The following is a 12,653-nucleotide window of genomic DNA, read 5'->3' as shown; positions in this document are numbered from 1 at the left end:
ACCGCGCTCCGCCTCCCACGAAAGGAATCCGATGACCTCGCAGCAGACCCCCGAACAACTCGGCCGCGATCACTACGAGGCACTGGTGATCGGCAGTGGGTTCGGCGGAGCCGTCGCCGCCTGCCGGCTCGCCCAGGCCGGCGTCGATGTGGCGATCATCGAGCGCGGCCGGCGCTGGCGGCCCGGCGACTTCCCCCGCGACCTGTCGCGCCTGGACGACGGCTGGTTGTGGATGTGCGGGCACGGCCTCTACGACGCGATGCCGCTCAACGACATCCTCGCCGTCCGAGCCGCGGGGTACGGCGGGGGATCGCTCGTCTACGCGAACGTCGCCATGCGGGCGCCCGCGGAGGTCTTCGACGACCGCTGGCCTGCGCCGTACACCCGGCAGACGCTCGACCCGTACTACGACCTCGCGTCCGCCATGCTGAACGTGCGACCGGTCCCCGCGGATCCCCGTACCGGTGTGTTGCCGCCGAAGACACGCCTGATGGCGCGGGCAGCCGACGACCTCGGTCACTCCGAGGGTTTCTTCCATCCCAATCTCGCCGTGACGTTCGACGACGAGGGCCCCGGACAGACCAACCCGTTCGGCGTCCCGCAGCGCGGCTGCACGTTCTGCGGAGAATGCGACATCGGCTGCAACGTCGGTGCGAAGAACTCGCTCGACCTCAACTACCTCGCACTCGCCGAGAAGCACGGTGCGACCGTGGGAGTGCGGACCGAGGCGGTGTACATCGCCCGTACCGATGAGGGTTACCGGGTCCGGTTGCGGGAGCACGGGCATCCGGGCAGCAGCGTCGAGCGTGACGTCACGGCGCGGTACGTCTTCCTCTGTGCGGGCGCGCTCGGCAGCACCGAGCTGCTGCTGCGCAGCCGGGACCAGTACGGCACCCTGCCGGACCTGCCCGAGACGCTGGGCAGCCGGTACTCCGGCAACGGCGACTTCCTCAGCTTCGGGCAGGGGCTCACCGAGGCGTTCGTCCCGCACAGCGGACCGACGATCACCACCGCGTCATTGATCCGCAGCGGCGAGTCAGACCGTGAGCACTGGTTCGTGCTGGAGGACGGCGGATTCTCCGAACACCTCGCGCGGCTGGTCCGCACCCTTCACCTGTCCCGGCTACCCGCTCAGGTGGCACAGACGATCGGCGTCGGCACGCAGCGGGTGCTCACGGCCACCCGAGCGATGGCGGCGAGGCTGGACGACGAGCCGGACGACACCGCGGTGCTGCTCGCCATGGGCCGGGATCGCGCGGACGGCCGGATCTCGTTGTCCCGCCGCACGAAGCGGCTGCGCGTGACCTGGGACGTGACCCGCAACGACCCGCTCTACACCGAGGAGCAGAGCATCTCCGGCGCGGTGGTCCGCGCGTTCGGCGGGCGGCCGTTCACCACACCCACCTGGCGGCTGTTCCGGCAGCCGGTGACCGTGCACAACCTCGGCGGCGCCCCGATGGGCGACGGCCCCGACACCGGTGTCGTCGATCCCGACGGCGAGGTCTTCGGGCATCCCGGCCTCTACGTGCTGGACGGCGGCGCCCTGCCCGGCGCGACCGGCGGCAACCCGTCGCTGACCATCGCCGCGGTGGCCGAGCGATGCATCGAGATCGCGGTCCGCCGGATCACCGGCGATCCGGGGTGGACCGCGCCGGAGCTCGCCCGGGCGGTCCGTGGCCCGGTTCCCGAGGACGAGGCGGTCCGGGCGGTGACCGCCCGCGGCCCGCGCCCGCCGGCCGGGCGCGGACTGCGATTCACCGAGACCATGCGCGGCCGGCTCCGGCCGGACACCGGTGCACAAGAGGTGGTTCTGCGACTGACGGTCAGCATTCCGGACTTCCGAACGTTCCTCGACGACCCGGTGCACGCCGCGCAGGTCAGCGGCACGGTGCGAGTCGAGGGGCTGACGACGGCCCCGGTTGCCGTGCGGGACGGCGTCCTGCACCTGCTCGCCCCGGTCGGCGGCGGGACCGAGCGGTCGATGGACTACGTCCTGCCCTTCACCGATGACGAGGGGCGTGAGTGGCTACTGCAGGGTGTCAAGAAGGTCGGCCGTCGGCACGGCCTCCACCCGTGGCGGGCGACGACCCGGCTGCAGATCGCGTTGACCCGGCCGGAGGAGCGGTACGACGCCGTGCCGATCGGCAGCGCCGCGATCGCGTTCCGCGATGTCCTCCGGATGCTCGGCGCCGTCCGGCCCACCGGCGCCCGCAGGCTCACCACGGTCCTGAGATTCGGTGGGTTCTTCGCGAAGAGAGTGGTCTCCGCCTACCTGCCGACCCTCATCGACCTGCCCTGACCGCCCGTTCATCCCCGGGTGTGCCGGTTCAGCAGGACGCGGCTGACCGCCGCGACCGTCGGCAGATCGTCCACGATCACCAGCTCCGGCCCGCCCGCCGATCGGATGCACACCGCGTGCCCGTAGCCCGGCCCGATCACCGCGACCGCGACCTCGCCCGGCACCGGACGGTCGAGCACGATCGTGGAGCGGGCCCGTCCGGCGAGTTCGTGGAGCGGGACGGGGAGGTCGGCGGTCGAGGCCACGATCACCGCCGCGTCGTCGGAGGCGGCGATGTCCCGTACCCGATCAAGTGCCGCAGCGATCCCCGCGGCCGTGCCCGGCTGCCTCGGCGCCCGCGCCGAGGCCACCTCGAACGGGGTGCCCGGGGGCTGGTGGAAGCCGGGCCTGGGCGGGCGCAGGGCGGAGGCCGCGGCCGGGTCGTAACGATGGGTGGCCACATCGAGCGGGCCGGGCCGGCCGAACAGCCAGCCCTGACCCCAGTGCGCCCCGAGCTCGCGGGCGGTGACCAGGTCGTCCTCGGTCTCGATGCCCTCGGCGATCACCAGAGCGCCGGTCCGCTGTGCTTCGGCGCGCACCACGGCTGCGACAGTGCGGCTGTGCGCCGCGTGCGGGTCGCGGACCAGGCTCATGTCGAGCTTGATCACCTCCGGTTCGAGGACCGGCAGGAACGCCAGGGACATCGGGTCCACGCCGACGTCGTCCAGGGCGACCCCGTTGCCGCCGAGCTGGATCTGCCCGGCCAGGCGCAGCAGGCTGCCGGGCACCGAGGGCAGCGCGCGTTCGGTGTATTCCAGGATGGTCCGGAACGAGGGTCCGCTCGCGAACAACTCCATCAGCCGGGGCGACAGCGGCTGGTCCATCACGGCCGGCTCGCCGTTGGCGAAGAGCAGCGGCGGCGCGACGGGAGCCGCCATCGCGCCTTCCAGGGCGCGTTCGAAGCAGAGCATGTCGAGCTCGCCGAGCCGACCGGCGGCGGCTCCGGCGGCGAACAACCGGTCCGGGAATTCCAGAGCGCTTCCGGCCGGGCCGCGGGCAAGAGCTTCCAACCCCACCACGGTACGGGCGGACAGCTCCACGATCGGCTGGAAGAGCGGCCGCACGAGCCGCCCGGCCAGCACGGCCTCGATCGTGACAGTGGTTCCCGGGGCGGGCGCGGTCGGCATGCCCGTTTGATCGGCAGCGGGCCGGCCCACCTGCGGAACTCCGGGGCCGAAAATCTCTGCCGAACGCACTAGACTTTATGGCGTAGTGCGGTTAGTGTTTCTCTTGTTGAGAGCAGAGGTCTTGTGAAGTAGCTCGTCGCACGTGCCGGGGCCATGAAGTCGCGCGGGGCTCCGACACCGGCGAGCAGCAGAAGAAGTTGTGTTTTCGACCCGTAAACCCTGGGCCCCGGCGCATTGCGCCGGGGCCCTCGACGTGTGGAGGTGTCAGTGGCCCAACCCGACGACATGTTCGGTGACGATGACTATCCCGCCTACACCATGGGCCGCGCCGCGGAGATCACCGGCGCATCGCAGGACTTCCTGCGGCGGCTCGACGAAGAGAAGCTGATCACCCCGTTCCGATCCGCCGGCGGTCACCGCCGCTACTCCCGCTACCAGCTGCGTCTCGCCGCTCGCGCCCGGGAGATGGTCGATCAGGGCACCGCCCTGGAAGCCGCCTGCCGGATCATCATTCTCGAGGACCAGCTGGAGGAGGCCCTCCGGCAGAACGAGATCTACAAGCGTCAGGACGAGGCTCGCGAGGATCTCAGCTGACCGCCTGCTTCACCAGCGCGGCAACCTTCGCCTCGGCCTCGCCGTCGAGCGTGGTCAAGGCGAAGTACGTCGGCCACACCCTCCCGCCCTCCTCGCCGCCGTTCCCGCCGCGGGTGTCCTGGTCGGCGCCGCACCCGCCCAGGCCGCGCTGAACGTCACCGTCAAGTCGACCTCGTTCAGCAAGAGCGCGTTCGTGCTCAGCGCCAAGGCCGGCTGCACGAACGTCACCGGCACCGCGGTGCTGAGCGCCCCGATGCCGACCAAGGGTTACGCGTACTCCGGCGTCGGCGTCGACGTGTTCCCGGCCGGCTACTCGACGAAGTTCACCGCCATCAAGACCGGCACCTGGAAGGTCGTCTACGCCGGCAGCGGCACCAAGGCCACCGCCTCGGCGACCGACGCCGTCAAGGTCAAGTAACCCGGACAGCATCGCGGCGGCGCCCCGGTCTCTCCGGGAGCGCCGCCGTTTTTCGTTTGCTCGGGGGTCCCGGCTGGCGGTCCGAGACCCCCGGATAAGGGATCATCAAGTAATCCCAACGGGTGAAATGACCTTATAGGCCGTTTCACAATGCTAATTGGCACTAGACATGCACATGTCCACCATATCAATACCGTCATTCAGGGTGGTGCGATTCGGTGGCGCTGCTGCTTCCGCGCAGGTCAGCAGCGCTGCGCTATCCCGGTTCCAAATGGTCCATCGCCGGCTCGGTGATCGCCCACTTCGGTGCTCACCATCACTATCTCGAGCCCTATTTCGGCAGTGGCGCGGTCTTCTTCACCAAGGAACCGTCACCCCACGAACTCATCAACGACACCAACGGCGCCGTGGTCAACCTGTTCCGGATGCTGCGCGACCGCACCGAGGAACTGTGCTGGGCCCTCGAAGCGACACCCTGGTCCCGCGACGAGTACGCGATCTCCGACGTGATCACCGGTGACCCGCTGGAGGACGCCCGCCGATTCGTGGTGCGGGTCTGGCAGGCGCACGCGAGCGACCTCGCCAAGAAGACCGGATGGAAGACCCGCGGGGTACGGCAGCGCGCCCGCGGGATGTCCGACAGGTGGAGCCGGGTGCCCGCCGAGCTGCGGTCGATGGCCTGGCGCCTCGCCGAGGCGGAGATCGAGAACCGGCCGGCGGTCGACGTGATGCGCCGCTTCTCGGCCGCCGACTGCCTGATCTACGCCGACCCGCCCTACCTGCCCCAGGTGCGCACCCAGCGGATGTACGGCCAGGAGATGACGACGGCGGAGCATGTCGAGATGCTCGACGTGCTCCGCCGTCATGCCGGTCCCGTGGTCCTCAGCGGGTACGACAACGACCTCTACAACGCGGCCCTGGCGGGGTGGCGACAGGTCACCCTCAAGCCGCCGAAGGTGGAGAAGGGCGCCACCCGTACCGAAAAGCTCTGGATCAAGCCTTAACGGTGCGGCACGATCAACGGCGTCCCGGTCCGTGGATGGTGGATCACCTCGACGCGGTGCTGGTAGACGTCGCTGAGCAGCTCCGCGGTGAACACCTCGGCCGGCGGCCCGGACCGCCGCACCCGGCCCGCGGCCAGCACATACGCCCGATCCGCGTACGCGGCGGCCAGCCCCAGATCGTGCAGGACGACCACCACCGCCGCCCCGTCCGCGGCGCGCGCCCGCGCGGCCGCCATGACCAGCTCCTGATGGCGCAGGTCGAGCGCCGCGGTCGGCTCGTCGAGCAGCAGCACCGGCGTCCGCTGGGCCAGCACCCGGGCGAGCGCCACCCGCGCCTGCTCACCGCCGGAGAGCGCCGGGAACGGGCGATCGGACAACGCGCTGGTCTCGGTCCATTTCATCGCCTCGATGACGGCGTCCTCGTCGTCGTCGCCCTCCGGCCGACCGGCCCACGGCGCCCGGCCCATCCGGATCACCTCGCCGACGTCGAACGGGAACGACAGGGTCGCCTTCTGCGGCAGCACCGATCGGTGCCGGGCCAGCTCGGCGGCCTTGTAGGAGCCGATCTCCCGGCCGTCGATCTCCACCCGGCCGGTGTACGCGACATCGCCGGCCAGTGCGGCGAGCAATGTGGACTTGCCGGCGCCGTTCGGCCCGACGAGCGCCACCACCTCACCCGGGTCGGCGTGCAGGTCGACGCCGGTCACGACCTCGCGGCCGCCCAGTCGCACGGACACTCCGGTCGCGATCATCCCCAGCCTCCGGCGCGGGCCCGGGTGCGGCGCAGCAGCCAGAAGAAAGCCGGTCCGCCGACCACGGCGGTGAGCACCCCGAGCGGTAGTTCCTGATAGTCGATGGCGGTCCGGGCGATCAGGTCACCGGTCACCACGATGACCGCGCCGCCCAGCGCGCTCGCCGGGATCAGCACCCGGTGCCCGGGGCCGGCGACCATCCGGATCAGGTGCGGCACGACCAGGCCGACGAAGCTGATGATGCCGGTGAACGCCACGGCCGACGCGGTGAGCAGCGCGGTCGCGACGATCGCGGTGATCCGCAGCCGTTCGGTGTCGACGCCGAGGTGCCGGGCCGGCCGTTCGCCGAGCGCCAGCAGATCGAGGCGGCGGGCGCAGAGGGCCGCCACCGCGAGACCGGCGATCGCGCAGGGTCCGGCCACTGCGACCGCGCCCCAGGTGGCCTGCGCGAGGCTGCCGAGCTGCCAGAACGCGATGGCTCGGACGCCGTCGTCGTCGGTCAGGAACATCAGCAGCCCGAGCAGCGCGCCGGCCGTCGCGTTCACGGCCACGCCGGTCAGGACCAGCGTCACGACCTCGGTCCGGCCGGCTGAGCGCGACATCGCGTACACCAGGAAGGTGGTGATGATGCCGCCGGCGAAGGCGGCGGCCGCGGTGCTCCAGGCCCCGAGGACGGTGACGCCGCTGACGATCGCCGCGGCCGCGCCCACCGCCGCGCCGGACGAGACGCCGACCACGCCCGGTTCGGCGAGCGGGTTGCCGAAGACGCCCTGCATCAGCGCGCCCGCGCAGCCCAGCGACGCCCCGACGATCACCGCGAGCACCACGCGCGGGAACCGCACCAGCCACAGCGCGTTCTCACCCTGCGCCGCCGACGGCAGCGGACCGAGGTCCAGGCCGAGGCGGTGCAGCAGCGAGCCGGCGACCTCGGCCGGCGCGATCGGCACCTGTCCCTTCCCCGCCGCCACCAGGCAGATGACCACGAGCCCGGCCGCCAGACCCCCGATCAACCCCACCTTCTTGTACGACTTGAGCGTCGCTTGCTGCTTTTCCTCGGTCAGCTGCACGGGCCGTAGACCGCCTTCGCGAGCGCCTCGACAGCCTTGCCGGTCCGAGCGCCGAAGTTGAGCAGGATCCCGTCGTCCATGTCCACGATCCGGCGGTTGGCGCCGGCCGGGGTCTGCGCGACACCGGGCAGCTTGAGCAGGCCGTCCACGCCGTCCACCGAATTCAGGCCCTCGGTCATCACCAGCAGCACGTCCGGCGCCGCGTTGATCAGGCCTTCGCTGGTCAGCGGGCGGAACTTCGTGAGCCCGATGGCGCTGCCCGCGTCCACCGCGCCGATCGCCTCGATCATCGAGTCCGAGCCGGCGCCCTTGCCGCCGATCAGGAAGACCCCGGCGGTGCCGCGGACGTAGAGGAACGCGATCCTCGATGGGGTGCCGCCCGCGGGCGCCGTCTTCCGGGCCGCGTCGATCTCCGACTGGACCCGTTCGACGAGCCGCTCACCGGCCTCGGGCACGCCGAGCGCGGCCGCGACGGCCCGGATGTGCTCGGGCACCGCGGCGAGGGTCTGCTCGTCATCGATGATCACGACCGGGATGCCGGCGTCGCGGATCTGCTTCAGCACGGTCGGCGGTCCGATGCTGTCGTCGGCGATCAGGACGGTCGGGTTCAGTTTCAGGATCGCCTCGGCCGACAGGTCGTGTCCCTGCGGCGTGACGAGCGGCAGTTTCCCCGCGGCCGGGAACGTGGTCGAGGTGTCCCGGCCCACCACCCGGTCGCCCAGGCCGAGGCTGAAGACAATCTCGCCGAGCGAGCCGTAGAGGTTGACCGCGAGGATCCGGTCGGCGCTCTTCACGGTGACCTTGCGCTTGTCCGCGGAATTCACGGTGACCGGCAGTTTCGGGGTGGGCGCCGGGTCGAGCGGGGTGATGTTCTCGTCCGCGAGCTTCGCGGTGGTGACACCGCAGCCGTTGCCGCCTGCCGCGGCCGCTTCGGTCTCGGGTCCGATCTCGCTCACCGAGGTGCAGCCGGCGGTCAGGGCGACGGTCGCCGCGAGGGTCACGGCGACATGGCGGATTCTCATGCTTTCTCCTGCTTGCGACGCCGGATCCGGCCGGTCACGGCGGTGGCGAGCATGCCGACGAGGAACGCGCCGCCGATCGCCCACCAGTGGCCGAGTGGTGTCGCGGTGCTGGTGCGGCTGAGCATCGGCTCGGCGACCGTCACCGCGGCGGGGGTGGTGGCGAGGGCGTCCGGGGGAGCGGCCGTCGCGAGGCGGCCGGTCGGCGGGCCGACCGGGGTCTTGGAGCCGTTCGGCGTGGTCGCTGTGGTGGACTTCACGCCGGCCGTGGAAGCGGGCGCGGCGGTGGTGGCGGGCCGGGCCGCTCCGCCGGTGGTCTTCACGGCGGCGAACCGCACCGGAATGCGGACATCCTGGGACCGATCGCTGGTACGAGTGTGGTCATTGCGGGTGACGATCGCGCAGCCGCGAACGGCGCAGTCGACATCGCCGATCATCTGGCTCACCTTGACGGAGACTCGGAACGATCCACCCTTGCCGTACGGCTTCGTCAATCCCTCCGCATAGGACGGCGGGTTCGACGAGATCCAGACGGACGCGCCTGAGCTGCCCGACATGTCCGCGCCGCCGCCGCACGGCGAGGGCATCACTCCAGCGCCGTTGTCCAGGCAGAACGCGACGTAGATGCCCTTGCTGGTGTCGTATCCGCGGCCGGTGACGGTGACCGTCTCGCCGGCCCGGTCCAAGCCTTTCGTCTTCGAGACGGTGAGTCGTTTCGCGGCCTGTGCGGGCGTGCCCGACACGGCCACCATCAGTAGCGCCAGGGCCGCGAATGCGGTTATCCGGCCGATGCGCACCGTAGTCCTCCAGCGATTTTTCAGCCTGAGTGATCTTGCTTTTGATCACGGGTTTAGGTGAGGCTAGCCTAACCTCGCTCGAACTCGCGAGCGTCCGCCCACATCGGCTTCACCGGCTCTTGCAGGGCTTACCCCGGCCTCTGCAGGGCCTCAGCGGCCTGTGCGGGCTTCTTTGGGAAGGGACAACGAGCATGGGCACAACCAACGGCCCGAAGCGGGTCGCACTGTTCGCCGGCGCGATCGCGATCGGCGCCGCCGCGGCGCTGACCGGGATCAGCCCCGCCCAGGCGGCATCGGTCAAGGTGGCCGGCGGCAGCCTGGACTGGGGTTTCAAGGCGTCGTTCCGGGCATACATCTCGACCGGTAACGGCACCCCGCCGATCGCGCTGAGCGACGGCGCCACCCGGAACGCCGACGGCACCTTCGACTTCACGGCCAAGGGCGGCACGTACGACGCCGCCGCCGGCACCGCGACCGTGAACTACAAGGGCACCGTGGTGTTCTCGTACCCGGCGCACTTCTTCCAGATCACCCTCGCCAACCCGACCCTCGTGGTCGACGGCGACGGCACCGGCGCGCTCAAGGCCGACGTCGAACTCGTCAACGGCGGGGTCGTCCAGTCCGACCAGGAGCAGGCCGAGATCGCTTCGGTGGTGACCACCGCCCCGACGGTCACCGACGGCGCCGTCTCGTTCTCGAACCTGGCGTCCACCCTCACCGATGCGGGTGCGAAGGCGTTCACCGGCTTCTACTCGGCCGGCGCGGCGCTCGACCCGATCACGGCGACGGCCTCGGCCGAGGCCACGGACCCGACCGACCCGACGGATCCGACCGACCCCACGGACCCGACGGACCCGACCGACCCCACCGATCCGACCGACCCGGAGCCGGGTAACAGCTCCGCGTCGCAGACGATCAAGGCGGCGGTCACCGGTGGCGCGCTGACCCTGACGTCGGCCGGCTCCAACGTGGCGCTCTCCGCCGCCACCCCGGGCCAGACCGCGTCCGGCTCGCTCAACGCGGTCACGGTCAGCGACCTGCGCGGCACCAACTCCGGCTGGGACCTGGTCGGCCAGGTCACCGACTTCTCGTCGACCGGTGGCGGCAAGATCCCGGCCGCCAACCTCGGCTGGACCCCGAACGCCAAGGTGGTCGACGGCTCGCTCGTCGACGCCGCCGGCGTCAGCAACAAGGTCACGGCCGGCAACCCGGTCGCGCCCGGCACCGGCCTCGGCGCCAGCCGCACCCTCTGCAGCGCGGAGACCGGCAGCAGCCTCGGCAGCTCCACCTGCGGCGCCGCCCTCGAACTCGGCATCCCCGAGTCCAGCGCGGCCGGTGAGTACAGCGCCGTTCTCACCCTGACGCTCGCCTGATCTCGTTCCAGGGCGAGGGAACCGGCCGGGAATACCGCAATTATTCCCGGCCGGCCCGGCCCCATCGTAAGGAGCAACATGTTCGTCCGGGGCCTCCTGGCCGCCGCTCTCGCCGTGGCGCCGATCCTGGCCGCCACGCCCGCCTCGGCTTCCCCCGCTGCTGCGGCCGTGCCCGCCCGCGCAGCCGTGCCCGCTCTGGCCGCCCCGGGTGACACCGGCGTGCGCTGGTCGGTGCAGCCGTCGAGCGCGAAGGGCCCGGACGGGCGGGACTTCATCATCCGGCGCGCGAACCCCGGCGAGCGGATCACCGACTACGTCGGCATCACCAACCTCACCACCAAGCCCCAGACCTTCTCCGTGTACGGGACCGACGCGTACACCACCGACGACGGCTCGTTCGCCCTGCTCGCCGCCGCACAGCAACCCACCGACATCGGTTCCTGGATCGGGCTCGGCGCGAAGCAGTACACGGTCCCCGCGAACACCCGTCTCGACGTGCCGTTCTCGGTCACGATCCCGGACAACGCCACCCCCGGTGACCACGCCGGCGGGGTGATCGCCTCGATCGCCGAGGAACAGGTCGACGCGAACGGCCAGAAGGTGCTGGTGGACCGCCGCATCGCGGCCCGCGTCTACCTCACCGTGGCCGGCGCCACCACGCCGAGCATGAAGATCGACACGGTACGGCTGGAGTACAGCCAGTCCGCGAACCCGGCCGACGGCGGCACGATGACCGTGAGCTACCTGGTCCGCAACACCGGGAACCTGCGGCTCAGCGGCTCCGGAGCGGTTCGTGTCAACGGCCCGTTCGGCTGGCAACTCGCTCGGACGGACGCCATGGAGATACCCGAACTGCTCCCTGGCGGTTCGGTGACGATCACTGAAAAGATCACTGGCGTGCAGCCGGCGGTGCGCCTCGCCGCCGAGGTCAGCGTCGTGCCCGCCTCCTTCGACGAGCAGCTGACCGCCGTCTCCCGCAGCACCGGCGTCTGGGCCTGGCCCTGGGCCCTGGTAGCGCTGCTCGGCGTCGCACTGATCTACCTGATTGTCCGTCTTGTCCGCCGAAAGGTGCGCACCCGGCGTGCCCCCGGCGTCGCCCAATGAGGACCGCTCCGGTTCCCCGATACTGGAAGTCCGGCAGGGCTTCCACCCCGCGACCGCTGAGCACCGCCGCTCCGCGCCTCGCCGCTGCTTCGCAGATCAGGAAGGACGAGCCGAGATGACCGGTTTCGCAGCCCGTATCCGTCGCGCCACCATGGTCGAGCACCGTGAGGCCGAGACCAGGACCTTCATCTCCCGTCTGATGGCGGGCACCATCCCGGTGGCCGGTTTCACCGAGCTCACCGCCCAGTACCTGGTGATCTACCGGGAGCTGGAAGCGGCCGCCCGGGCGATGCGCGACGACCCGGTGGCCGGCGCGTTCGCGGACCCGGCGCTGTTCCGGGTGCCCGCCCTGGAGGCCGATCTGGCCCACCTGCACGGCACCGGCTGGGAGTCCGAGGTCGTCCCGGTCGAGGCCACCCAGCGGTACGCCCAGCGACTCCGCGAGAAGTGCCGCACCTCCCCGGCGCACTTCGTCGCCCACCACTACGTGCGGTACCTCGGCGACCTGAGCGGCGGCCAGCTGATCGCTCGCACCCTCGCCGAGAAGTACGGCCTGCCCGCCGCCGCGACGCACTTCTACCGCTTCGACCAGATCCCCGACGCCAAGGCCTACAAGACCGCCTACCGTCAGCGCCTGGACGCGCTGGACCTGCCGGAGGAGCAGCTGGAGGTGGTGCTCGCCGAGGCGCAGCTGGCCTTCGGCTTCAACGGCGCCATCTTCACCCAGCTGGGCGCCGCCTGGCCCGAAGACATCCCCGCCGCAGCCTGATCCCACAGCCTGCCCCGGCTGCGACCAGCCCTCGCGCTGCGATCAGCCCCCGGAGCCTGTCCCCGGGCCGCGGCCTGGCCCCCGGAGCCTGTCCCCGGGCCGCGGCCTGCCCCCGCCGCCGGTCGCCCGCCCCCGCCCTCACCGCCCGGCCGCACGCCACAGCGTGCGGCCGCCGCGTGTCCACCGCCCAAGGGTGTGGAGTTCGGGTGCGGTGCGCGCCTCAAGTACCCACGCGGGGCCGGCCCGCTCAAGTCCCCACGCGGGGCCGGCCCGCTCAAGTCCCCACGCGGG

At 71.3% G+C, this 12,653-nt stretch carries 12 protein-coding genes; 7 read left to right on the top strand and 5 right to left on the bottom strand.

What is annotated here, in order from left to right; translation table 11 throughout:
* Positions 1 to 31 precede the first annotated feature (31 nt).
* Positions 32 to 2,299: a GMC family oxidoreductase gene (locus AMIS_RS39145; protein ID WP_014448031.1), complete on the top strand. Its 2,268-nt coding sequence runs from the start codon at positions 32 to 34 to the stop codon at positions 2,297 to 2,299.
* An 8-nt stretch (positions 2,300 to 2,307) separates the two neighbouring features.
* Here AMIS_RS39145 and AMIS_RS41105 read toward each other — a convergent pair whose 3' ends face one another.
* On the bottom strand, positions 2,308 to 3,465 hold the full coding sequence (locus AMIS_RS41105) for an EAL domain-containing protein (protein WP_014448030.1): 1,158 nt from the start codon (positions 3,463 to 3,465) through the stop codon (positions 2,308 to 2,310).
* A 285-nt stretch (positions 3,466 to 3,750) separates the two neighbouring features.
* Between AMIS_RS41105 and AMIS_RS39135 the strand changes: the two genes are divergently transcribed.
* The 3 genes from AMIS_RS39135 (at position 3,751) to AMIS_RS39125 (ending at position 5,481) form a co-directional block, all read left to right on the top strand.
* Positions 3,751 to 4,059: a helix-turn-helix domain-containing protein gene (locus AMIS_RS39135; protein ID WP_041830348.1), complete on the top strand. Its 309-nt coding sequence runs from the start codon at positions 3,751 to 3,753 to the stop codon at positions 4,057 to 4,059.
* 193 nt (positions 4,060 to 4,252) lie between these two features.
* On the top strand, positions 4,253 to 4,477 hold the full coding sequence (locus AMIS_RS39130) for a hypothetical protein (protein WP_041830347.1): 225 nt from the start codon (positions 4,253 to 4,255) through the stop codon (positions 4,475 to 4,477).
* A gap of 218 nt (positions 4,478 to 4,695) precedes the next feature.
* Positions 4,696 to 5,481, top strand: a complete 786-nt coding sequence (locus tag AMIS_RS39125) for a DNA adenine methylase (RefSeq protein WP_014448028.1) — start codon at positions 4,696 to 4,698, stop codon at positions 5,479 to 5,481.
* On the opposite strand, the gene AMIS_RS39120 is transcribed toward AMIS_RS39125, so the two are convergent.
* From AMIS_RS39120 to AMIS_RS39105, 4 genes are read right to left on the bottom strand one after another with little or no spacing between them, the layout of a single operon-like run.
* A complete protein-coding gene (locus AMIS_RS39120) occupies positions 5,478 to 6,233 on the bottom strand; it encodes a heme ABC transporter ATP-binding protein (protein ID WP_014448027.1) in 756 nt (251 codons plus the stop codon). The genes AMIS_RS39125 and AMIS_RS39120 overlap by 4 nt on opposite strands.
* Positions 6,230 to 7,300, bottom strand: coding sequence for a FecCD family ABC transporter permease (locus AMIS_RS39115; protein ID WP_014448026.1), 1,071 nt, complete (start codon positions 7,298 to 7,300; stop codon positions 6,230 to 6,232). The genes AMIS_RS39120 and AMIS_RS39115 overlap by 4 nt, the downstream gene beginning before the upstream one ends.
* A complete protein-coding gene (locus tag AMIS_RS39110; protein WP_014448025.1) occupies positions 7,291 to 8,322 on the bottom strand; it encodes a heme/hemin ABC transporter substrate-binding protein in 1,032 nt (343 codons plus the stop codon). Before AMIS_RS39110 ends, AMIS_RS39115 begins: the two co-directional genes overlap by 10 nt.
* On the bottom strand, positions 8,319 to 9,116 hold the full coding sequence (locus AMIS_RS39105; protein WP_014448024.1) for a hypothetical protein: 798 nt from the start codon (positions 9,114 to 9,116) through the stop codon (positions 8,319 to 8,321). The genes AMIS_RS39110 and AMIS_RS39105 overlap by 4 nt, the downstream gene beginning before the upstream one ends.
* 191 nt (positions 9,117 to 9,307) lie before the next feature.
* On the opposite strand from AMIS_RS39105, the gene AMIS_RS39100 reads away from it, so the two are divergent.
* The 3 genes from AMIS_RS39100 to AMIS_RS39090 all read left to right on the top strand — a co-directional run bounded on the left by AMIS_RS39100 (position 9,308) and on the right by AMIS_RS39090 (position 12,362).
* Positions 9,308 to 10,489: an HtaA domain-containing protein gene (locus AMIS_RS39100; protein ID WP_014448023.1), complete on the top strand. Its 1,182-nt coding sequence runs from the start codon at positions 9,308 to 9,310 to the stop codon at positions 10,487 to 10,489.
* A 78-nt stretch (positions 10,490 to 10,567) separates the two neighbouring features.
* A complete protein-coding gene (locus AMIS_RS39095; protein WP_014448022.1) occupies positions 10,568 to 11,593 on the top strand; it encodes a WxL protein peptidoglycan domain-containing protein in 1,026 nt (341 codons plus the stop codon).
* 115 nt (positions 11,594 to 11,708) lie between these two features.
* Positions 11,709 to 12,362 (top strand): biliverdin-producing heme oxygenase, encoded by a 654-nt coding sequence (locus tag AMIS_RS39090; protein ID WP_014448021.1) that lies wholly within the window; start codon positions 11,709 to 11,711, stop codon positions 12,360 to 12,362.
* Positions 12,363 to 12,653 lie beyond the last annotated feature (291 nt).

This window comes from Actinoplanes missouriensis 431, assembly GCF_000284295.1.
GTDB classification, from domain to species: domain Bacteria; phylum Actinomycetota; class Actinomycetes; order Mycobacteriales; family Micromonosporaceae; genus Actinoplanes; species Actinoplanes missouriensis.
The sequence above is the reverse complement of the archived record's forward strand: the minus strand, read 5'-3'. Positions and strand labels throughout refer to the sequence as shown.

Bases quoted from the DNA above. Each gene is read 5' to 3' on its own strand.
- AMIS_RS39120 (WP_014448027.1), bottom strand. From the start codon at position 6,233: ATGATCGCGACCGGAGTGTCCGTGCGACTGGGCGGCCGCGAGGTCGTG.
- AMIS_RS39100 (WP_014448023.1), top strand. From the start codon at position 9,308: ATGGGCACAACCAACGGCCCGAAGCGGGTCGCACTGTTCGCCGGCGCG.
- AMIS_RS39135 (WP_041830348.1), top strand. From the start codon at position 3,751: ATGTTCGGTGACGATGACTATCCCGCCTACACCATGGGCCGCGCCGCG.
- AMIS_RS39090 (WP_014448021.1), top strand. From the start codon at position 11,709: ATGACCGGTTTCGCAGCCCGTATCCGTCGCGCCACCATGGTCGAGCAC.
- AMIS_RS39095 (WP_014448022.1), top strand. From the start codon at position 10,568: ATGTTCGTCCGGGGCCTCCTGGCCGCCGCTCTCGCCGTGGCGCCGATC.
- AMIS_RS39110 (WP_014448025.1), bottom strand. From the start codon at position 8,322: ATGAGAATCCGCCATGTCGCCGTGACCCTCGCGGCGACCGTCGCCCTG.
- AMIS_RS41105 (WP_014448030.1), bottom strand. From the start codon at position 3,465: ATGCCGACCGCGCCCGCCCCGGGAACCACTGTCACGATCGAGGCCGTG.
- AMIS_RS39145 (WP_014448031.1), top strand. From the start codon at position 32: ATGACCTCGCAGCAGACCCCCGAACAACTCGGCCGCGATCACTACGAG.